Source organism: Evansella cellulosilytica DSM 2522 (genome assembly GCF_000177235.2).
GTDB lineage: Bacteria > Bacillota > Bacilli > Bacillales > Salisediminibacteriaceae > Evansella > Evansella cellulosilytica.
In genome coordinates, this window is the sequence record NC_014829.1 from 1,944,201 (window position 1) to 1,965,206 (window position 21,006).

21 protein-coding genes and 1 pseudogene are annotated in these 21,006 nt (G+C 35.8%); 12 read left to right on the plus strand and 10 right to left on the minus strand.

Annotated elements, in window-relative coordinates; translation table 11 throughout:
- Positions 1 to 2: 2 nt before the first annotated feature.
- The 3 genes from BCELL_RS08825 to BCELL_RS08835 all read left to right on the plus strand — a co-directional run bounded on the left by BCELL_RS08825 (position 3) and on the right by BCELL_RS08835 (position 3,217).
- Entirely contained in the window at positions 3 to 1,655 is a 1,653-nt protein-coding gene (locus BCELL_RS08825; RefSeq protein WP_013488353.1) for a flagellin N-terminal helical domain-containing protein, read from the plus strand.
- Positions 1,656 to 1,780: 125 nt separating this feature from the next.
- Positions 1,781 to 2,218: a YaaR family protein gene (locus BCELL_RS08830; protein WP_013488354.1), complete on the plus strand. Its 438-nt coding sequence runs from the start codon at positions 1,781 to 1,783 to the stop codon at positions 2,216 to 2,218.
- A gap of 24 nt (positions 2,219 to 2,242) precedes the next feature.
- Positions 2,243 to 3,217: a carbohydrate kinase family protein gene (locus tag BCELL_RS08835; RefSeq protein WP_013488355.1), complete on the plus strand. Its 975-nt coding sequence runs from the start codon at positions 2,243 to 2,245 to the stop codon at positions 3,215 to 3,217.
- A gap of 87 nt (positions 3,218 to 3,304) precedes the next feature.
- Here BCELL_RS08835 and BCELL_RS08840 read toward each other — a convergent pair whose 3' ends face one another.
- The 3 genes from BCELL_RS08840 to cbpB form a co-directional block, all read right to left on the minus strand.
- Positions 3,305 to 4,567, minus strand: coding sequence for a DUF4236 domain-containing protein (locus BCELL_RS08840; RefSeq protein ID WP_013488356.1), 1,263 nt, complete (start codon positions 4,565 to 4,567; stop codon positions 3,305 to 3,307).
- A gap of 40 nt (positions 4,568 to 4,607) precedes the next feature.
- Positions 4,608 to 5,621: an NADPH dehydrogenase NamA gene (gene namA / locus BCELL_RS08845; protein ID WP_013488357.1), complete on the minus strand. Its 1,014-nt coding sequence runs from the start codon at positions 5,619 to 5,621 to the stop codon at positions 4,608 to 4,610.
- A 176-nt stretch (positions 5,622 to 5,797) separates the two neighbouring features.
- On the minus strand, positions 5,798 to 6,247 hold the full coding sequence (gene cbpB / locus BCELL_RS08850; protein ID WP_013488358.1) for a cyclic-di-AMP-binding protein CbpB: 450 nt from the start codon (positions 6,245 to 6,247) through the stop codon (positions 5,798 to 5,800).
- A 210-nt stretch (positions 6,248 to 6,457) separates the two neighbouring features.
- Here cbpB and BCELL_RS08855 point away from each other — a divergent pair, with 210 nt between their 5' ends.
- Positions 6,458 to 6,703, plus strand: coding sequence for a hypothetical protein (locus BCELL_RS08855; RefSeq protein WP_013488359.1), 246 nt, complete (start codon positions 6,458 to 6,460; stop codon positions 6,701 to 6,703).
- 68 nt (positions 6,704 to 6,771) lie between these two features.
- Here BCELL_RS08855 and BCELL_RS08860 read toward each other — a convergent pair whose 3' ends face one another.
- The 6 genes from BCELL_RS08860 to proC form a co-directional block, all read right to left on the minus strand.
- A complete protein-coding gene (locus tag BCELL_RS08860; RefSeq protein ID WP_013488360.1) occupies positions 6,772 to 7,320 on the minus strand; it encodes a GNAT family N-acetyltransferase in 549 nt (182 codons plus the stop codon).
- Between the two features lie 14 nt (positions 7,321 to 7,334).
- Positions 7,335 to 8,135, minus strand: coding sequence for a divergent polysaccharide deacetylase family protein (locus BCELL_RS08865; RefSeq protein WP_013488361.1), 801 nt, complete (start codon positions 8,133 to 8,135; stop codon positions 7,335 to 7,337).
- 267 nt (positions 8,136 to 8,402) lie between these two features.
- Positions 8,403 to 8,699, minus strand: a complete 297-nt coding sequence (locus tag BCELL_RS08870) for a MerR family transcriptional regulator (RefSeq protein WP_013488362.1) — start codon at positions 8,697 to 8,699, stop codon at positions 8,403 to 8,405.
- A 185-nt stretch (positions 8,700 to 8,884) separates the two neighbouring features.
- The gene (locus BCELL_RS08875) at positions 8,885 to 9,706 is read right to left on the minus strand and encodes an ion transporter (RefSeq protein ID WP_013488363.1); all 822 of its coding nucleotides are present in this window, start codon (positions 9,704 to 9,706) and stop codon (positions 8,885 to 8,887) included.
- 157 nt (positions 9,707 to 9,863) lie between these two features.
- Positions 9,864 to 11,177 carry a phytoene desaturase family protein gene (locus BCELL_RS08880; RefSeq protein WP_013488364.1) on the minus strand — a complete coding sequence of 438 codons (1,314 nt, stop codon included), beginning with the start codon at positions 11,175 to 11,177 and terminating at the stop codon, positions 9,864 to 9,866.
- A gap of 156 nt (positions 11,178 to 11,333) precedes the next feature.
- Entirely contained in the window at positions 11,334 to 12,155 is an 822-nt protein-coding gene (proC, locus tag BCELL_RS08885) for a pyrroline-5-carboxylate reductase (RefSeq protein WP_013488365.1), read from the minus strand.
- Between the two features lie 135 nt (positions 12,156 to 12,290).
- Between proC and BCELL_RS08890 the strand changes: the two genes are divergently transcribed.
- Entirely contained in the window at positions 12,291 to 13,085 is a 795-nt protein-coding gene (locus BCELL_RS08890; RefSeq protein ID WP_157184285.1) for an SDR family NAD(P)-dependent oxidoreductase, read from the plus strand.
- Positions 13,086 to 13,380: 295 nt separating this feature from the next.
- Positions 13,381 to 14,649, plus strand: a complete 1,269-nt coding sequence (locus tag BCELL_RS08895) for a Y-family DNA polymerase (RefSeq protein WP_041808785.1) — start codon at positions 13,381 to 13,383, stop codon at positions 14,647 to 14,649.
- Between the two features lie 149 nt (positions 14,650 to 14,798).
- Here the strand turns inward: BCELL_RS08895 and BCELL_RS08900 are convergent, their stop codons facing one another.
- Positions 14,799 to 15,143 (minus strand): YolD-like family protein, encoded by a 345-nt coding sequence (locus BCELL_RS08900; RefSeq protein ID WP_013488368.1) that lies wholly within the window; start codon positions 15,141 to 15,143, stop codon positions 14,799 to 14,801.
- Positions 15,144 to 15,361: 218 nt separating this feature from the next.
- Here BCELL_RS08900 and BCELL_RS22515 point away from each other — a divergent pair, with 218 nt between their 5' ends.
- The 6 genes and pseudogenes from BCELL_RS22515 (at position 15,362) to BCELL_RS23320 (ending at position 20,991) form a co-directional block, all read left to right on the plus strand.
- Complete coding sequence (locus tag BCELL_RS22515) at positions 15,362 to 15,526, plus strand: hypothetical protein (protein WP_013488369.1); 165 nt, start codon at positions 15,362 to 15,364, stop codon at positions 15,524 to 15,526.
- A gap of 304 nt (positions 15,527 to 15,830) precedes the next feature.
- On the plus strand, positions 15,831 to 16,304 hold the full coding sequence (locus BCELL_RS08905; protein ID WP_013488370.1) for a low molecular weight protein-tyrosine-phosphatase: 474 nt from the start codon (positions 15,831 to 15,833) through the stop codon (positions 16,302 to 16,304).
- A 431-nt stretch (positions 16,305 to 16,735) separates the two neighbouring features.
- The gene (gene asnB, locus BCELL_RS08910) at positions 16,736 to 18,580 is read left to right on the plus strand and encodes an asparagine synthase (glutamine-hydrolyzing) (protein ID WP_013488371.1); all 1,845 of its coding nucleotides are present in this window, start codon (positions 16,736 to 16,738) and stop codon (positions 18,578 to 18,580) included.
- Positions 18,581 to 18,935: 355 nt separating this feature from the next.
- On the plus strand, positions 18,936 to 20,393 hold the full coding sequence (locus tag BCELL_RS08915; protein WP_013488372.1) for a phytoene desaturase family protein: 1,458 nt from the start codon (positions 18,936 to 18,938) through the stop codon (positions 20,391 to 20,393).
- 266 nt (positions 20,394 to 20,659) lie between these two features.
- Positions 20,660 to 20,788: pseudogene (locus BCELL_RS23315) on the plus strand (squalene/phytoene synthase family protein); the annotation flags it as partial.
- Positions 20,752 to 20,991 carry a squalene/phytoene synthase family protein gene (locus BCELL_RS23320; RefSeq protein WP_081457377.1) on the plus strand — a complete coding sequence of 80 codons (240 nt, stop codon included), beginning with the start codon at positions 20,752 to 20,754 and terminating at the stop codon, positions 20,989 to 20,991. The pseudogene BCELL_RS23315 and the gene BCELL_RS23320, both read left to right, overlap by 37 nt.
- The last annotated feature ends 15 nt before the right edge of the window (positions 20,992 to 21,006 follow it).

The following is a 21,006-nucleotide window of genomic DNA, read 5'->3' on the forward strand; positions in this document are numbered from 1 at the left end:
TAATGAAAATTAACAATAATATTCAAGCATTAAATTCATACCGAAATTTATATCAAAATCAAATGCAAACATCTAAAAACTTAGAAAAATTATCTTCCGGTCTACGTATTAATCGCGCAGCAGATGATGCCGCCGGACTTGCAATCTCTGAAAAAATGCGCTCCCAAATTCGTGGTTTAAAGCAAGCTGAGCGTAATGCGCTAGATGGGATCTCTTTAATGCAAACATCTGAAGGTGCTATGCAGGAAGTGCATACGATGCTACAACGTATGAGAGAGCTCGCTGTACAAGCCTCTAATGATACAAACACAGAGTATGACCGTGAGCAAATTCAAAAGGAAATAGATCAGCTAAAATTAGAGATTGATAGTATTTCTGAAAAAACAGAATTTAACACACGTAGACTATTAGACGGAAGCAGCGCAGTTCTTTCTGTCGTTGATAGAAACAGTGTAGAAACAAACCTTGTCGGTTCACCGAGAGTAACGGATGCGAGGATAGATTCTGGGAATTATTCACTTGCAGTTCATGATGTAACGATGAGTTATGATGTAAAACAGCCTTTTGCAGGGCTTGGTCAAACAGGTGCAAATGATATACAATTTGTTGATCCAGGAAAACCGGGACAAGCACTTGGTGAATACACAATAGAAATACGTGAATTTACAGGTGAAAACGCACGTGTAACCGTAAAAGGTCCAGATGGGTTGCCAATTGTCGAAAACCAAGTAATTAACGCAGGTGAAGGCGCCGGTTGGGCAGAAGTTGGTGGGTTGAACATTAATGCTGGTAATATTACTGGATCAGGGACAGTTAAAATCCAGATCGAAGCAACTTTAAATGCTAGTGTGGAAAAAGAAGGCATAACAACTTTTGTAAATAGAGAGTTTACAACGCGTAATGGTGTATTTAATCATAGTGGAATTGAGTTTAAGGTGAATAGTGATGTGCAATCTTCCTATATAGTAAATACAGAAGAGGACACAAATAATCACACAATTAGCGCAACATCTACTCATAATGTTCCGACTTATGCAGAGTTGTTAGCAGATCTAGGTGTGAATCCTGATACTGCAAATGTTGTTAGAAATGCAGGTATAGATGAAGATGGTAACCCTATTTTCGTTAATGTAAATCTTGCCGACAAAGTTGTTGGAGAACCAATTCGTATTAATGGTACTTGGAATAATATAGATGTAGTAGATAATGTACCGCTTAACGAATTTTCAAAGGTTTCAAGAACAGAATTCTCAGTCACTAACAATTCCTTAGCGTTCCAAATCGGACCTAACACAAATCAAAATGTGATGATTGACATTCCGAAAATGGATACTGTGGAGCTGGGGATTGAAGACTTAAATGTTCTTACAAATGAAAATGCAAATAATGCTATCTTTGTATTAGACCAAGCAATTAATAAAATTTCTGAAGCGCGTTCTAAACTTGGTGCTACTCAAAATCGAATGGAGCACACAATTAATAACCTACAAGTGACACATGAAAACTTGACAGCAGCGGAATCACGTATTCGCGATGCTGATATGGCACTTGAAATGACAGAGTTTACGAGAAATAATATTCTTAACCAATCGGCAACAGCGATGCTTGCACAGGCGAATCAATTGCCACAGGGAGTACTTCAACTACTACAATAAGTGTATTTTATGGAAGGCATTTCAAGTGCCTTCCATTTCTTTTCATAAAAATCTTTCAAATTCTACTTGGTTCAAGCGAATTTCTCTCCTATAATAAAAGAAGTAATTACAAAGGAGTCGTTAATATGGATGTTCAAAAAGTTAGCAGGGCCTCTCTAAATCGAACAGAACAAAAAAATACAACAACTGAAGCGAAGGTGTCTTTTTCGGAAATTATGCAAAAAGGAAGAGACACACAAGCATATGAGCGCTTAAATGAGTTAATGCATAAAATTGATGATCAAGGAAAAAGCTTAGCTGAATCAAGAACAGTAGAGGAACTTCGTAAATATAAGCAGTTAGTGAAGGAGTTCATGGATGATGCTGTGAAGCTCGGACTAAGCTTAGAAGAAAGAAAAGGCTTTAATCGTCGTGGGAGAACGAAGGTATATAAAATTGTAAAAGAGGTTGATCGAAAGCTTCTTGATTTAACAGACGCTGTATTAAAGCAACAAAAAAAAGGATTAGATATTCTTGATATGGTAGGAGAAATAAAAGGATTACTCGTAAACATATACGCATAGAGAAAACGATACTGAGGTGAAGACGTGGGAATATTATTTGCGATCGGAGAAGTGTTAATTGACTTTATACCAAATGAAAAAGGCTTACCTTTAAAAGATGTAATATCATTTGAAAAAGCACCTGGTGGCGCTCCTGCAAATGTAGCAGCAGCAGTTGCAAAATACGGGGAACAATCAGAGATGATTACAAAGTTAGGTACCGATGCTTTCGGTGATTTTCTAATTGACGTTTTAAAAAATACTGGTGTGAATACGGAAAAGGTTTTTAGAACTTCCGAAGCGAACACGGCATTAGCTTTCGTTTCATTAAAGGAAAACGGGGAACGTGATTTTTCCTTTTATCGAAATCCATCAGCTGATTTATTGTTAACTGAAGCAGAAGTTGATAGCTCTTGGTTTAATGATGGTGATATTTTACACTTTTGTTCTGTTGATTTAGTAGATAGTCCGATGAAGGAAGCACATAGAAAAGCAATCCAAAGTGTAATTCAAAATGGCGGTATCGTTAGTTTTGATCCAAATGTGAGATTACCGCTTTGGGATAGTCAAGCATCTTGCCGAAATGCGATAAGAGAATTTTTACCTGAGGCACATCTAGTAAAAATTTCAGATGAAGAACTCACATTTATAACAGGTATAAGTGAGGAAGAGAGCGCAATACAATCCTTGTTTAAAGGAAATGTACAAGCTGTTATATATACAAAAGGAGCCAAAGGTGCAGACCTTTATTTAAAGGGAGAAGACACTGTTTTTACTTCAAAAGGGTATTTAGTTGATGTTCAAGATACAACGGGGGCGGGGGATGCTTTTATTGGTGGTTTTTTATATCAATTGTTAACGTTAAAAGCGAAACCAGAGACACTAAAAACGCTTTTGTCTGAAAATTATCAACATATACTGAGCTTTGCAAATGCTAGTGGTGCACTAACAACGACAGGAAAAGGAGCTATTTCCGCATTACCAACAAAAAAGGATATTTTATCATTAATAAATAATTAACTTTTAAAATTAAGTACTTTCAGAAAATTCTCTAAGGAGATGGTGGACTCAATAGATTATTATAAACCTATTGAGTCCTATTTCCTTTTAATTGTGATGTTCGTCAATTTTATACGGTTCGATTTCTTTAAAGATAAATGTTTTCGTTACTTTCAAGCGTGGCTCAAAATTGTCAAAGGCTTTTATTGGGTGGACCTTACTCATATTTAGGGAATAAAATGTCTTTCTATCAACCTTTATACTATAAATATATCTGTCATGATCTAATCCTGTAGACTCATCTATAGCTTGGTTATAACCAGATACATACACAGTTTTTAGACTAGGCAAATAGCCAAAAAAGAAACTAGCCAAATAAAGAGCGGTAGCCCCTATGAGAATAGCATAGTGTTCTCTATGCTCTCGTTGTGTTTTTTCTTGCACTTTTAAACGTCCTGTTTTCAGGATAGAAGCTTTCTTTACAGGGATTTCCTCCATTGTGGGGAGGTTTATATCGAGAAAGACAGTATCCTTGTTAATAAGTTGAAAGTCAACATCAGTTTCAAGAGGGAAGTCAAGTTCATCAAGGAACAAACTTATCCAATCCTCCATCGCATGAACATCGCCATTTTTCACTTTTGTTGCTAATTTGTTTCGATATTCTTTCTCTTCATTGTATGCTTTCTTATTTTCTTCGTATTCACTCATCTCTTCTTGAAATAATTTTTCTACTTCCGCCATTACGATTGCTTCATGTTCTTTTTTTCTTTTCGGGAATATGAGTAAAATTTTTTCTAAGAACGTTAAGTTTTGTTTCATATTTGTCATTACTTCATGATAAATGACTTTTTGATTAGGAGGATGGCTAATGTTATCTTGAATATTACTCATAGAAAGCGCGATTATATCGGTAGTAGGATGAAATAATTGATGATGTAAATGTAGTAAACGGTCTGTACGTTTATTTATTTCATCCGCTTTTTCTTGATACATTCGCATTAGATCATTTTTGTAAACAGACCGAACATTTTTTTCTTCTACGTTTGTTAATGATCTTCCATCTGCAGTTGAAAAAGAAAAATCTCCAATGGAATCATTCCATTGTAATTGAATATTTTCTTCATTAGTTGTAGGTGAGGTAGCGTTCGGATGTTTCATTTTTCTTTCGCTTCTTGTACTATGATTACGTTTGTCTATCCTAGTTCTATATGATAATCCAGTTCCAGGGATACCAGCATTACCGTAAATTCCCCGTTTACCTAACGTTAACGATGAGCCGCGGGGACCAACAGAAGTACTAACTCCTCGTTTACTAAAATTTAAGCGAACGCCAGGAGCAACGCGAACTCGCTTTTGAAATCGAAAGCTCACTTTTTAACACTCTCCCTTACGTATTATGTTCGATTACGGTTTACCACCCCCGACTGTACTGCTGAGGAGGATCAAGCTTAACATGTAATTCATCAGCAGCTGTTTTCGACCAATATGGGTTGCGTAACAACTCTCTACCTACAAAAATGAGATCGGCTCGTTCATTTTGAAGAATCTCCTCAGCTTGTATACCTGTAGTAATTAATCCTACTGCACCAGTTGCCATTTTTGCATGTTCTTTTATTGTTTCAGAATGACGAATTTGATATCCTGGATAAATGTTAATGGGTGTACGGATCACGCCACCAGTGCTACAATCTATTAAATCAACATCAAGCTTTTTCATTTCTGAAGCGAAATAAATAAAATCCTCCATTTGATTTCCATCTGGATCGTATTCATCTGCAGAAATCCTTACAAATAGTGGGCCATCCCACACGTTTTTTACAGAATGAATAATCTCTTTTAAAAAACGGAATCTATTCTTTCTTGTACCGCCATACTCATCATTCCTCTTATTAGAAAGTGGAGAAAGAAATTGATTGATTAAGTAGCCGTGTGCGGCATGGATTTCCACTATATCAAATCCCGCTAATTTTGAGCGGAAAGCGGCTTTTTTAAATGCATCTATCGTCTCGGTAATTTCATTCATAGACATTTTTTTAGGTGTTTTACTTTCTTGGTCAAAAGCGATGGACGAAGGTGCAATAATTTCCCCGTCAAATATTGCTTTTCGGCCGGCGTGGCCAAGCTGAATCGCAGTCCTAGCACCGTATGCTTTTATGCCTTTTACGAGCTTTTTTAATCCTTGAACATGTTCATCATCGTATATCCCTAAATCCTTAGTGGATATTTGACCTTGCTTAGTTACTGCAGTAGCTTCAATCATAACTAAACCAACTTGTCCTATTGCACGGCTTATGTAATGGGTATAATGAAAATCAGATATATAACCATCACCTTCTGAGGAATACATGCACATTGGTGACATGACAATCTTGTTTTTTAAAGTTACATTTTTTATTGTTATTGGTGTAAAAAGTTTAGCTGTCATCTTTTCTCCTTTGTTTACTTGCTATATTATTTTTATGTTTATTTGAGTTATTTTTTAAATGTATCATAACTTCACAACATTTGTCAGATATAAGTATTTATTATGTCATTTTCACTAGATTAAAGTAAAAAAAGCTGTCGTTAAGGATGATTTCCTTAGTACAGCTTTCCGTAACCTCATTTTGTTTTCTTTTGTTCATGCAAATATCCATTTAAATAGGCTAATAGTTTACTTCGGGTTATAATCCCAATAAATGCACCTAAATCGTCTTCTACACAAACAAATGGGTGGTTAATAGAATAAGATAACGCACGTTCAAAAGGCTCATAATCCTTCATACGAGCTAATGTCTTACTCATAACAGCAGAAACTTTTGTTGTTTCTAAACGTTCTGGTTCAATATGTTCAATACCTAAAATCGAATCAAGAATTTGAGCTTTCGTAATGAGTCCATGAAGTTTGAAATTAGTATCTAGTACGGGGATTGCGGTATAGCCAGACTTTATTAAAATTAACAGTGCGTGTTCAAGTGTATTGTTAGGCTGGACGTGAGCAACTTTTTCAACTGAAATAACAAATGGTGCAATTGATTCCTTCAAGATGTTCACAGGATCAAGTTTTTGCATAGGCATGCACACTTTCTTTTAAGATTTTATGACGCAAGCATTTGAATATTTTCTTTATCTTTCCATCTTCTATGGTAGTGGTAAGACAGAAAAAAGTCAATGGTTTAAGAAAACGCTTACAACACAAAAGTGTGATTTGAATAAAAAAACAGTGTTTGTCTATTGTTTAGATTTTGTTTTAACACCCATACTATAGATGAGGTGAGAATCATGCACAGTAAACAAACAGTGAAGTATATTTGTGAACGATATCCCTCTGGTAACTGTTATTATTTTAAGCAAGAAATGATAACTTCTAACAGTTGGCAAGATGTTACATCGTTGCAGTGGGGGATGAAGAGACCTATAACAAAAATAACATATGATAAAAGGAAAAAAGAGGGATACCGCACGGAGGAGTCTTTTATTGAACGTCAACCTGCTGTTGTTTTACCTTTTAATAGAGTAAATACTTAAGTAAAGCACGCTTTTCGAAGGAAAGAACGTAAATTTTTCGAAAGCGTCTTTCCTTCATGATGGTAAACTTAATTAAAAAAGTAGGCCATAAAGATTTCATCTTCAAATTCTCCATCTATATATACTTGTTCCCGTTGAATCCCTTCAACAACAAAGCCATATTTATCATACAATTTTTTTGCAATTTGATTAGACGAGAAAACAGTTAAACAAATTTTATGCAAATGATGTTTTTTTCCCCATTCCAACGTATATCTCATTAAAATATTGCCGAGTCCTTTACCTTGAGCACTTTTACTGAGCCACGTCCTGAAGATGGCTGTATGACGTTTCATTTTTAGTTCGCCACGAACAAGGCGTGCAATACCAACGACTTCACCATTTATTTCGACAGCAGTATACATATGGTCTTCTGCCGTCATTTGTTGTATAAAGCGTTTTTCTTCTTCTACTGTTCGAACCTTTTCTTTTTGGATGTAACGTCCTTCTTGGACAATATCTTGAACATTTTTAATAATGTCAAATGCGTCTTTTTCTTCAGCGGGGCGTAAGATGACTTGCGAGTTATCTTTAGTTGTACCTTTCATTTGTAAACGTTCATCATTTAATACGATCATTTTTTCCTCCAATTTTAATCCTGCCAAAATGATTCAGGATTATCTTCAACCTTAGTATTTAATAAATGAGACATTGGCACTATTTGAATATTTTTTTCTTCTAAGTGTGGTAATGCATCTTGAATGCCGTTAAAGGTGTCGTTACCTTTTACGCCAACGTGACCTATTGCGATTGCTTGTCCATGCTTCTTAACAATGTCACATAGCTTAATCATTTGCTTATAAACGTGGTTTCTTGACGAAAAGCTATCGTCTAAAAATGTATCGCGAATACCATACGGAATATTTAACTCTTCTGCAATTTCTGGAACGACTGAATCACCGCTAGTTCCACTGTCAATAACATACAAACCATGCTTCTTGGCAACTTCTAATATAGCGCGTACTATTCTTTCATTACCAACAATTTTTGACCCCATGTGGTTATTAATTCCTTTTGCATGTGGAACATTTTCTATCGCTTTTTCTACTCTTCGCTTTACTTCATCTGTTTCTAAATCGGCAGTAATGGGGAGTGGTCCTAACCACGATCTTTTACCCTTTTTAGGTTCTAAAGGCATATGAATAATGACTTCAAAACCTAATTCATTTGCTCGCTTTGCCTGTTCAGTTGATTCATCGAGAAACGGCATAATTGCCATCGTGATAGGGACGTCTGCGTTCATAAATTCTTTAACTCCACCAGTATTTCCACCAAAATCATCAATGATAATTGCTGCTCTATACACGGAATGATTCTCTTCAGCATGAACAATAGGTAGTTGGGAAGAGAGAAATAGTGCGATAATCATGATACATGTAAACCTTTTAATCATTGCTTATAGCCTCCTTGCGATATAGAAGAGATCCATTTTGTTTTACTATGTGTTATTATGTACGATTATCGTTGTACTCATGAGAGAATTAAAATGAAAGTCATGGAAAATTAGAGTTTGATTCAAATAGTTCGATTTTTTCTTTTCAGACAAGTTTTAATGAGTATGGAGTCGAATGTGGAGTAGAGTGAGGAAGGAAAGTGACGAAGTGAGAAAGATTTCTAAATTTAATAATAAAAAAGTCACCAATTTGATTGGTAACTTTTCTTACTTTCTCATTCTGAACGCAGCGTTTAACTGACCACGGAGCATTTTTTCTCGAATGTCAGCTTTTTTCATTTCTTCTCGGCGGATCTCGAAAGTTTGCATGCCATCCTCGATTTTGTTTGCAATATCTACTAAACGTTCTACATCATAAAAGGAATACTTCCTTGTACCGCCTTTACTTCGTTCAGGGTAAATTAACTTTCTTTCTTCATAGTAACGGATTTGACGTTCTGATAAACCTGTTAATTCGCTTATAACCCCTATACTTATGACTTTCTTGTCTTTATAAGATGACATAGGGAATCCCTTCCTTCTTTCGATTGGTAATTTTTATTACATTAACTATATCACGCTCTGTTCACATATGTGTCAAATGTGTAAGGAAATCTAACACGACTAATTTAAACAAACAACATCCGCCTTATAATCTAACAGGCGGACGTTGTTTGTTTAAACATATAACTGTAAAACGAACATTGCTATTACTTGATATTATTATTAATTTGCTGCTGTAGCAATTCCTTTAATTCACGAACCTCTTTTCTCAGTTCAGTAACTTCCTTATGAGTATTTTCAACTTCTTTGTCCACGTTGTCAGCTTTTTCTACATTGTTAACGATGACGCCAATAAATAAATTAAAGACAACAAACGTTCCAACGAGTACAAATAAAACAAAATAAATCCAAGACCACGGAAGAATGTGTAATATTGGTCTCATTACTTCACTTGCCCATGATTCTAACGTGACTACTTGAAATAAAGTCAATAATGATAATTGGATAGAACCGAAGTACTCTGGTGCTACTTCCCGAAATAGCATTGTTCCAGTCACTGCAAAGATGTAGAAAATGATACTCATTAATAACATTATATTTCCGAGTGCAGGAATCGTCATTAATAAAGCATCAACTAATTTTCTAAGTGATGGGATAACTGATACAGCTCTAAAGACGCGCAGCACACGTAAAATTCTTAATACTGTAATGAAGTGTGCACCTGCGAAAATGTGACCTGCAGAAACGATGAGGACATCAAACCAATTCCACCCACCTTTAAAAAAATGCTTTAAACTAGGGGCAGCGATAATACGTAAAATAATTTCTATTGAAAAGATCCAGAGTAACGTCATATCAATTTGAAAAAAAAGCTGCTTGTAGTTTTCATAAATAGTTGGATATGTTTCTAAACCTACAATAATAGCGTTAAATAAAATGAGACCTATAATGACTCGTGAAAAATATTTATGATCAACAATATGTTGTACGGTCTTTTTCCAACTAGGTAAGTTTTTTTCAGCTGTCATAATTTATTCCTCCTGCATTTAATCACAGTGTTTACGAAAGATTTCGCGTCATAACCTTTACTATTATTCTACTAAAAATGAATCTCATATACACAAAAGAGCCCCCTCAAGATTTTCATCTATAAGAGGGAGCTAGCTCATATCGCCTCTAACCAAGTTAAGCACCTTTATGTTCTTCTTGTTTTTTAATGATTTTCTGACATACGTCATAAGCGCTTGAAAATGAAAGTTCAGATAGCTGTCCAACGCCTTGACACCAATCACCTGCAAAAAAGGTGTTATCCAGAGTGGAGAATGAGGTAGGTAATCCTCGTTGATGCATTGTCCATTTAATTGCTTGAACAACTGCAACTTTTGATACACGAGGAACAACAAGCTGTTTCCGCCAACCTTCGAAGTGTTTATCATAAAAATCCTCAATCTCTTTAATGATCCGTTCATGCGCGCTAGGGCTATTTATGTCATCCCTTTTTAAGTAAGCGACTGCTTGCAATAATTGTCCGCCAGGTGGTGCTGCTTCCATGTCATAGTATGATATATCAGAAATAAAAATTTGCTTCGCTTTATCATATATATAAGTAAATGACGAGTCGATTCGTTTTTTCAAGCCAATATCATAAAAGATAACATAAGTAGGCTCGTAATCAGTATAACGTTCTAGATCTTTCTCTATAGATGTTTCTGTAAATAAACTCGTAAGCTCATCAGGTGGAATTGCAAAAATGAAATTTTCAGCAGCATAACTATTTTTCTTCGTGTATACCTTTTGAATTTTATTTTTATTCACTTCAAGGCCAGTTACCTTTGTTTTTGTTATGATTTCTCCACCATTTTGTTCAATCACACGAACGAACTCGTTAATAAGCTTTTCCCACCCACCTTGAATATAGCTGACAGGGATATTAGTTTTAAAAAGCCTTTTGTAGTAACCGAAGAAAACATCCGATGGAATTCGTTCCGGTTCACCAGTGAAAAAGTTTGAAGCAGCAAGATTTAACATCATTTCTTTCACAGCCGGGCTTACCTTTTTGTTATCAAGCCATTCTTTTATTGAAACATCGGGATCTCCTTTTTCAAATCCTAACGTTGTAAATAAAATATGGTATGCAAATCGAAATTTGTCCATTCCTTTAAGGAGCTTCGTTTGTAGTAAACCACCAATATTGGATGGTACTACTGAAACTTCGTCATCTAAGTCATATTTTGCTTTCATTTGTGTAAAGTCAGACCAATAAAGTTTCAAATCGAGTTCTTTTTCAAGTTTAGTTAAATAAGATTGATCTCTGCCATATATTGCATGGGCACCAAAGTTAAATTGGAAGCCTTTCATTTTTATGGTCATTGCTCGACCACCGAGTTTACCTCGTTCAATTACAGCTACTTTTTTTCCGTTATGTGCGAGGTAAGCAGCGGACGATAATCCAGCTAAGCCACCACCGACGATGATTACGTCGTATTGGCTTTTATTCATATTCACGCCTCCTAAAGAAGTAGAAAGGATTAGTATCTCTTTTTATTTAAAAGCAATTTTTCACTATCGAAATATTGCTTTAATTATAGCTTATTCTATTAGTATTGAAAAGGTATGATTGCTAGTTGTTAGCTATATTTCGACACTTTTGTTATATTATGACGATTTTTCATTTTTAAGTTCGAGAGATCTTTCACAAGCACTGAGGATACAAGAGATTAGCGATTGTTGTACATTATTATTCTGTAACACTTGAAAGCCAGCCTCTGTCGTTCCACCTGGGCTCATCACTTGCTTGTATAATTGCCCAGGATCCTCGTTACACTCCTTTGCTCGTAAACTTGCACCGAGTAATGTTTGAGAAACGAGTTTTTTAGCTAGTTGTTCTTCTATACCCATTTTTTTAGCAGCCATTTCCATTGACTCGATTAAGTAATATACATACGCTGGACCAGAACCAGTTAAAGCAGTAGTAGCATCAAGCTGTGCTTCGTCTACTTCGGCTGTTTCTCCTACGCCATTAAATAGTTGAGTAATATCGTGACGAATGCTTGGATCAACATTCTTTCCATACGCAATGGTGGTCATGGAAGCCCCGACGGTAGCTGACGTATTTGGCATGACACGAATTACAGGAACTCGGTTACCGACAAATTGTTCGATAACGGATAAGGATACCCCAGCCATTACAGAAATAAGAGGAGTATTTTCATTCATTAAGTGAGTAAGGTTTGATAAGGCACTTTTCCAATCTTTTGGTTTACATGCTAAAATAATCATCGAATCAGGAGAAATGATGTTTTCTGGCTTCCTAGTGGATTGTACTTGATATGTATGGACAAGCTTTGCTAATTGATCGTCATTAGACTTATTTGAAATCGTAATTTGCTCTCCTTTTAAGAAACCTTTTCTTCTCCACCCATTGATAAGCGCTTCCGCCATAGCGCCTGCACCGATAAAACTAAGTTTTGTATTCATAATTAAAAGTCCTCCTTAAAAATCATTTGCTTTCTGTAGATCTATTATAAAAATGGTGAGGTAGTGATTAATTAGATATAATTATACTATATTTTATGAAATGGTTGTTTTTATATTAACCGTGAAAGGAAATCGATAATGGATAAGTTGAAAGATAAAAAAGTTGTGATTACGGGGGCATCAAGTGGCATAGGAGAGCTTATGGCATATGAGGTTGCAGCAAAAGGTGGGAAACCCATTTTACTTGCAAGGTCTTACGATAAGCTTCTTAAAATTGCTGAGAATATTAGTGAACAAACAGGAGTTACTCCGCTTATTTTTAAACTAGACGTATCTGATGGGGATGCAGTAGAGAAAGTGTTTACTACTATAAAAAGTTCTGTTGGAAACGTTGATATACTTATTAATAATGCTGGTTATGCACGATTTGAACTAGCCCATGAAGCGACGATGGAGACAGTGGAATCAATGTTTAAAGTAAATGTTTTCGGTTCAATTGCGTGTACGCAAGCAGTTTTAGAGAATATGCTCACAGAGGACCATGGGCACATTATATTCATTGCCTCTCAAGCTGGAAAATTAGCTACTCCAAAATCGAGTGTATATTCGGCTACAAAACATGCACTTTTAGGCTTTGCAAATAGTTTAAGAATGGAGTTAGCTAACACGGGTATTAAAGTGAGTACTGTTAATCCTGGGCCTATTCGTACTGAATTTTTTCGTATTGCAGATAAAACTGGTTCTTATGAAAAAAATGTTGAAAAGTTTATGTTAGACCCTAAAGTTGTTGCAATGAAAACGATTGGTTTAATTGAAAATCCAAAGCGGGAATTAAACCTTCCGAGGTGGATGGGGATTGGTACGAAGCTGTATCAACTATTTCCTACATTAGTGGAAAAAGTAGCAGGAGAACAGTTTCGAAAAAAATAATTATTAATTTCGACTGACGATTCCCCCTCATTTTTTACAGAATATCATTTTAAGTGGCGGCGAAATGTACTTAACGCATCTAATAAAAAACTAAAACCTAGCTTCTTCTTGAAGCTAGGTTTTAGTTTTTTATAGGAAAGTGGAAAGTATACATTTGGACGATGAAGATAACACATCGTTTCTTAACTAAAGATCTTAAGTAATATTTTCCCAGTTGAAGAAAGGAATTAAATCTCATATAATAAGATCACACAAGGGAACATTTGTTCTTATTTTAGGAGGGTTATTTTTGGATATCGACTATGATTCGTTGCCTAAACGTACTATTCTCTGTATTGATATGAAGAGCTTTTATGCAAGTTGTGCTGCAATTGCTTTAGGAGAAGATCCTCTTACGAGTCATTTAGCGGTTGTTGGTGATACTGCAAGGGAGGGAAGTGTCATTTTAGCTGCTACTCCTGCATTAAAGCGAGATTTTGGAATCAAAACAGGTAATCGTCTCTTCGAGGTCCCAAAAGATTCAAAGATTAAATTAGTTAACGCTTCAATGGCAACGTATTTATCAATTTCCGTTCAAGTCACTGCCTTATTCCAACAATACGTACCACCTGAAGCGATTCACACTTATAGTGTAGATGAAAGCTTTTTAGATATTTGTGGAACAGAAAAAATTTGGGGGAATGATCGTGAGTTAGCACTAAAAATACGAGATGATTTGTTTAAACGTTTTGGTCTTTCATGTGCGATTGGAATAGGTCCGAATATGCTTATGTCAAAGGTTTGCTTAGACATAGAAGCGAAAAATCAACCGAGTGGTATTGCAAAATGGACATATGCCGATGTAAAGACGAAACTTTGGCAAATTAGCCCTTTACAAAAAATGTGGGGAATAGGCTCTAAAATAGAAGCACGTTTACACCGGTTGGGGATATTTTCTATCGGACACTTAGCTAACTACAGATTAGATAAATTAGAGAAAGTTTTCGGGGTGATGGGAAATCAATTGTATTATCATGCATGGGGAATAGATTTTTCCGAAGTGGGAGCACCAATTTTAAATGGGCAAATAAGTTATGGAAAAAGCCAAATCTTAATGCGTGATTATACCGATAAACTTGAAATAAAGCGCGTTATATTGGAGATGTGTGAGGAAGTAGCTGCAAGGGCAAGAAGGGAAAATAAGGCAGGACAAACAATTTCTCTAGGGATAGGTTATAGTAAGGTTGCTAGAGAACGGGGATTTCACCGGCAATTGACAGTAGTGGAGCCAACGAATATTACGATGGAACTTTATGAAGCATGCTTAAAGATTTTCGATAAGCATTATAACGGAAGTATTGTCAGGCAAGTCTCTATTTCACTAGCCAATATATGTGGTGATGATGTGATCCAGCTTAACTTGTTTGACCAAGATCAATTGCGTCCCAAAAAGAGAGATTTAGGCTATGTGATGGATGCTATTCGAAAGAAACATGGTCCTAACGCAGTGTTACGAGCGGTATCTTATGCAAATGGTGGTACAGCTCGACACCGAAATACACTTGTAGGTGGGCATAAACAGTAGAGGGAGACTAAAAAGGTATTTTTAGAGGGCACTGAAAAAGTACAGAGCAACTTTTTCAGTGCCCTCAATGCTATTCCCGCAGGAGTCTAGGACCTTTTGTGAGAATCGACACTTGCCTTTAACAGAGCATTCTTTTAATCACTATTTTTCTAACTGCGGTCAATGGTTGTTAAATGTGTCAATTCACTAAGCATAATTTTTTGTTTTTCAAACGAAGAAGGGTGTTGCAGAATTAGGCAACGGTTAACTTGATCCATTTTATATAAATAGCCTAAAATGTTCTCTTCATGACCGTTTTTCCACTTTGTAGCAGAGATAACCAATTGTTCATGATACGCTTTCTCTAATATACGACTCCATTCCTCGAAAAGCTGCTCATCAATTATTGGTTTACTCAAAACCTTTTGTTTTTCTGATAGCTCCTTTAACTGCTGGACATGCTCTGGAAGCATCATGGAAGTCCATTTGATTACACCACGATCTTTATTCAACATTCACTCACCTCTAATAAGAACGTACGTTCCTATTTTAACTTATGGCATAGGAAGTGGTCAAGCGAAGAAAAATGTGGTAATGTTAGTAAAAACTTTTAGTGAAATGTTATACAATATTCACAAAATAATGACCACAAGACGTGAGAAACAGTGTATAGTAAGGTTTGTAATCAGTTGCACTGTCATGAATGACTAAGATTAAGAAGGGACGATTTACGATGATCGTTAAAGATTTAGTAGAAACAGAAGAGCTAATGGCTTCGGAAACTGCTGAAAATGTATATGTTATTTACAAGCGCTATGAGAATGTGGATTGTCGCTGCAGTGAACGCAGCATTAGAGAAGAAATTGAATGTGATCCAGAAGAGGTTGTTCAATATTAACAGGACAATCGAATGCCTCACTAACGAATATTAAAACTTATGAAGTGAGTGAAACGTATTCAGTGAAAATGATTATGGAAGATATTCGCAATCAATATCAACATCTTCTAAAATAAACTGTGGAGGGTGACACAAGGTGATTTTTACTTTTGGGTCATCCTTTTTGTTATAGAGTATAAGAAAAATTTAGAATAACGTCACGAAGAAGCTAGTTTTAAGTTTTTCTTATATATACTTTTCTTAATATTAAAGAAGTGTATAATGTATAGAAGGAAAATGAAGTTGAAGTTAAGGAGAGGTAATATTGATTAAAGTATTATTTGTATGTTTAGGGAATATTTGTCGCTCCCCAATGGCGGAAGCAATTTTTCGAAAAAAAATCAAGGAAGCTGGACTCGATGATAAGATTTCTGTAGATTCAGCTGGTACTGGAGATTGGCATATCGGAAAGCGTCCTCATGAAGGAACGTTGGAAATATTAGAGACAAATAGTATCGATCACCAAGGAATGGCGGCGAGACAAGTAACAAAGGAAGATATTAATCAATTTGATTATATTATTGGAATGGATGCTTCTAACATAGGAAACCTTCACAAATTAAAAGGTATGAACAATGCAGGAGGAGAAATAGCAAGATTATTGGATTTTGTTCCTGAAGGTGTAGTAGCAGATGTACCTGATCCATATTTTACTGGTAATTTCGAAGAGGTATATGAACTAATAGAAGAAGGATGCGAAAGACTTTTGCAGCATATAAGAAAAGACAGAAAAAACTAGCTTATGTAGCTAGTTTTAGTATTTACATAAAGAAAAGTGTATAAAACATATGCGGAGGAAATTATGCCACGCGTAGTAACGAGAACAGCACTCGCTACTACTTAAGGGAAAGTGGCAAATTTCTTCACCGCATATAAGAAAAGACAGAAAAAACTAGCTTATGTAGCTAGTTTTAGTATTTACATAAAGAAAAGTGTATAAAACATATGCGGAGGAAATTATGCCACGCGTAGTAACGAGAACAGCACTCGCTACTACTTAAGGGAAGGTGGCAAAATTTCTTCACCGCATATAAGAAAAGACAGAAAAAACTAGCTTATGTAGCTAGTTTTTTCTGTCTTTTCTTATTAAACATAGGCACATTGTACAAGGAGGCTTGAATACCATAGTAAAGATACATGAAGAAATTTAACTGAAATGAGGGATATCATATGTGTGGAATCACAGGTTGGGTTGACTTCCATCGACCATTAAAAAACGAGCATAAAACAATAGAGGCAATGGCACACACATTAAACTTAAGAGGTCCAGACACGTCAAATGCGTGGCTAGAGAATAATGTAGCGTTTGGTCATAAGCGTCTTATTGTAGTCGATCCAAAAGGTGGTGCTCAGCCAATGGTTCGTAAACACCGCGAAAAAAAATTTACGATCTGCTATAACGGTGAGCTATATAATACAGAGGATATCCGCCAAGAGTTACTTAGTGCAGGATTTACGTTTGAATCGCATTCAGATACAGAAGTATTGCTAACAGCATACATTCATTGGAGAGAAGCTTGTGTAGATAAATTAAATGGAATATATGCTTTTGCTATATGGGATGAAGAAAAGGAACAAGTTTTTTTAGTAAGGGATAGACTCGGAGTGAAGCCGCTGTTTTTTTACAAACATAGGGAAGGGATACTGTTTGGTTCCGAATTAAAAGCTATTTTAGCACATCCTGAGGTAAATGCAGAAATAGGAGAGGATGGCTTACGTGAAGTGTTTGGGTTAAGCCCATCACGAACACCTGGTAATGGTGTATATAAAGGAATGGAAGAGCTACGCCCAGCTCATTGGATGAGAATAAATAAAGATGGTGTTGAAAAGAGACGCTACTGGCAAGTTGAAAGTAAAGAACATACGGATTCTTTAAATGATACGGCAGACAATGTTCGCTCGCTTTTTATTGATACTGTTCAACGGCAACTTGTAGCAGATGTTCCGGTGTGTACGTTTCTTTCTGGTGGTGTTGATAGTAGTGCTATAACCGCGGTAGCATCTCAATATTTCAAAGAGCAAAATAGAGGCAAAATTAAAACGTACTCGATCGATTATGAAGATAATGAAAAATATTTTAAAGAAAGTAAGTTCCAACCGAACGCCGATGGTCCATGGATTGAAAAAATGAGAGATGCATTTCAAACGGAGCACCATCCATGCGTTATTAATCAAAACGATCTTTACGACTATTTAAAATCTGCTGTTTTTGCAAGAGACCTTCCTGGTATGGCAGATATTGATTCCTCGCTCTTATGGTTTTGTAAGGAAATCAAAAAGGATGTAACAGTTGGTCTTTCAGGAGAGTGTGCGGATGAAATATTTGGAGGATATCCATGGTTTCATGATGAGGAAATGATGAATCGTCCTACATTCCCGTGGATGAGTTCTGTTGAAGAACGACAATTGTTACTGCATCCGAAATGGAAAAAACGACTTCAGCTCACGGATTATGTTCAAGATAAATATCAAGAAACTTTAAATGAAGTGCCTTATCTTGATGGAGAAACAGGAATGAACAAAAAGCGGCGTGAACTGTTTTATGTCAATATGATTTGGTTTATGACGACGCTTCTTGATCGTAAGGATCGTATGAGTATGGCTGCAAGTCTAGAAGTAAGAGTGCCATTTGCAGATCATAGATTAGTGGAATATGTATGGAATATCCCTTGGGAAATGAAAATGCACCAAGGAAGAGAAAAAGGAATTCTTAGAAAGGCGTTAGAAGGAATATTACCCGATGAGGTGTTGTACAGAAAGAAAAGTCCATATCCGAAAACGCATAACCCTGTATACACGAAGCTAGTAACAGAAGGATTAGCAAATATCATTAAAAAGGGAGACTCACCATTATTTGAGTTCTTTGATCGTAAGCAACTCATGGCACTTGTAGAATCAAACGGTGAATCGTTTAAACGACCTTATTTCGGGCAACTAATGACAGGACCTCAGCTGATTGCACATTTAATTCAAGTGCATACGTGGTTATCCGAATACGACGTGAAGATTAATTAATAAAATGTTTGTAGGGATAAATAATAATGCACACAAGATAGCTCTTGTGTGTTTTTTTTGCTTAAAATAAATCCCTTGTAATTTGTACAATTAAATTATAGAATTTGTATACTAGATGTTCACTTACTTTTTTATAGTGGGAGTATGGGGGCGAAATTGAAAAGACAAATTGTCAATTTGGGCCTGGTTCAATAAATAGAACAATATTTTCCAGGTAATAGTCATCGTGAGAAGTAACGTCTTTGGAAGAATAGATCAAATGGTGTGGTAGAAAGAGGGAGCATATCCAAGTGGACTTTTGCAAGAATTACCTCAAAAAAATGATAGATAAATATAAAAGGAAGAGGGGCTAAATGTGGAAACGGCAATCATAGGTGGTGGAATTGGTGGATTAGTAACGGCATTGTATTTGCAGCAACAAGGGGACATAGTCACAGTATACGAACGAAAAGAAAAGCTTGGAGGGAGATTAAGTTTCCTACAGAAAGATGGGTATAAAGTAGATGAAGGACCGACAATTGTTCTTTTACCAGATATGATAAAAGATATATTAAAAGAAATTAACATTCCATTAGAAAAAATAAATTTAGTAAAAATAGATCCAATGTACCCGATTCATTATCGAGACGGGACGACATTAATGAAGTGGAGTAACGTAAAGAAGCAAATAGAAGAATTAGAGCGTTTTTTTCCTAATGAGGTGGAACAGTTTAAAGTTTATTTGCAAAATATGGAGGAACGTTTTAGTAAAGGGAAATCTGCCTTTCTAGAAAAAAGCTTTGTAGAAGATAGTTTTTGGACAAAAGAAAATGTAAAGACATTAATACAGTTAAAGGCATATCAAACAGTGCGAGCACAGGTGAATGCTTATTTCACTTCGGAAAAGCTGCGCGATGCTTTTTCACTTCAAACGTTATATATCGGAGGGGCACCCCAACAGACCCCGGCCATTTACTCCCTTGTACCATACAGTGAACATGCACATGGAATTTGGTATTTGAATGGTGGATATGCAACGTTAGTAGAAATTTTAGTATCAGAAATGAAAAAAAGAAATATTAAGATCGAACGAAATTCAGAAGTGACTGAAATAAACGCACATGAAAAAAATGCCTATTCACTTGTTGTTAATGGAGTAGAAAAGAAGTATGGTCGGTTTATTTTGAACGGGGACCTTCCAGTAGCAAGGAAGTTAGTAAAAGAAAAAAAACAAAGGAAGTATGTTTCTTCATCAGGAGCGCTTCTGATCTACTTAGGGGTAAAGGGTAAACTTACTACTGGACATGTACACCAGTTTTTTATGGGTGATGCTTTAAAAAACGTCATGGATAATATTTTTATACAGAAACAAATTCCTACCAATCCAGCATATTATGTCTTTTATCCTTCTTTAATTGATGAAACGCTAGCCCCAGAAGGGCATGGTGTTGCCTATGTCCTAGTACCAGTTCCGGCAAATGTAAACATTAATAGAGAGGATTATGAGGTATGTGCACAACATATATTGAAGGATATGGAAAAAAGATTAGACGAAAATATTATGAATAAGATTGTTTGGAAAGAAATAAGAACACCACATGATGCAAAGCAGGATCGTCTCTTTGAAGGTGGAGCATTTGGTTTAGCCCCTACATTGTTTCAATCGGGAGTATTTCGTCCTCAGCTTAAACCATTTTCGTATGACAACATCTATGCTGTAGGAGCTTCGGTACATCCTGGAGGAGGAGTACCTATTGTTATGCAAGGGGCAAAGCTTCTAGCAGAATATTTGTCGAGGGAGAAGCGGGAGGTATTAAAAAATGAACATAAATGAAGCCTATGATGAGTGTAAAAAAATAATGGCGTTTCATTCAAAGAGCTTCTACAAAGCATTTTTACATTTACCTAAATAAAATACGAGAATCGGTATGGGCAATATATGCCTTTTGTCGCAGTCGTTACATAAGGAATTATTCCTAAAAATATTGCATTATGGGTTGCTTTAGCTGATAACCTTTAATTAATTGCAAGAATGGGGTAACATCAAATTCAAAACGTTCAAATGGTCAAGAAATGGACTTAATATAAACAAGGTATTCGACATTAGATGAAATGATGGAGTATGCTTATTATGTTGCAAGTACGATAGGTATGATGCTTTTACCTATTTTGTCGCATTTAAATACGAGAGAATTAACTCAAAATGCAATCGTGTTAGGGAAAGCTTAGCGGAAAAAGCAGAAGTTTATTTCGATGAAGCTATCCATGGTCTTCACTTATATCCATTAGAGTCACGGATACCAGTCAAGGCTGCTGCTTATTTTTATAGGGAAATATTACAATCTGTTCGAAATAATCACTTTAATGTTTTTAGTGAAAGGGCATTTATTAGCGAAAAACAAAAAGTAGTCATTTTAAGTAAGATAGGATGAGTTATTAAAAAGGAG

What these genes read in the sequence shown, in the direction of transcription:
- BCELL_RS08825 (WP_013488353.1), top strand. Translation starts at nt 3, where the DNA reads ATGAAAATTAACAATAATATTCAAGCATTAAATTCATACCGAAATTTA.
- asnB (WP_013488371.1), top strand. Translation starts at nt 16,736, where the DNA reads ATGTGTGGAATCACAGGTTGGGTTGACTTCCATCGACCATTAAAAAAC.
- namA (WP_013488357.1), bottom strand. Translation starts at nt 5,621, where the DNA reads ATGACAGCTAAACTTTTTACACCAATAACAATAAAAAATGTAACTTTA.
- BCELL_RS08865 (WP_013488361.1), bottom strand. Translation starts at nt 8,135, where the DNA reads ATGATTAAAAGGTTTACATGTATCATGATTATCGCACTATTTCTCTCT.
- BCELL_RS08880 (WP_013488364.1), bottom strand. Translation starts at nt 11,177, where the DNA reads ATGAATAAAAGCCAATACGACGTAATCATCGTCGGTGGTGGCTTAGCT.
- BCELL_RS22515 (WP_013488369.1), top strand. Translation starts at nt 15,362, where the DNA reads ATGATCGTTAAAGATTTAGTAGAAACAGAAGAGCTAATGGCTTCGGAA.
- BCELL_RS08870 (WP_013488362.1), bottom strand. Translation starts at nt 8,699, where the DNA reads ATGTCATCTTATAAAGACAAGAAAGTCATAAGTATAGGGGTTATAAGC.
- BCELL_RS08900 (WP_013488368.1), bottom strand. Translation starts at nt 15,143, where the DNA reads ATGTTGAATAAAGATCGTGGTGTAATCAAATGGACTTCCATGATGCTT.
- cbpB (WP_013488358.1), bottom strand. Translation starts at nt 6,247, where the DNA reads ATGCAAAAACTTGATCCTGTGAACATCTTGAAGGAATCAATTGCACCA.
- proC (WP_013488365.1), bottom strand. Translation starts at nt 12,155, where the DNA reads ATGAATACAAAACTTAGTTTTATCGGTGCAGGCGCTATGGCGGAAGCG.
- BCELL_RS08830 (WP_013488354.1), top strand. Translation starts at nt 1,781, where the DNA reads ATGGATGTTCAAAAAGTTAGCAGGGCCTCTCTAAATCGAACAGAACAA.
- BCELL_RS08860 (WP_013488360.1), bottom strand. Translation starts at nt 7,320, where the DNA reads ATGATCGTATTAAATGATGAACGTTTACAAATGAAAGGTACAACTAAA.
- BCELL_RS08875 (WP_013488363.1), bottom strand. Translation starts at nt 9,706, where the DNA reads ATGACAGCTGAAAAAAACTTACCTAGTTGGAAAAAGACCGTACAACAT.
- BCELL_RS08855 (WP_013488359.1), top strand. Translation starts at nt 6,458, where the DNA reads ATGCACAGTAAACAAACAGTGAAGTATATTTGTGAACGATATCCCTCT.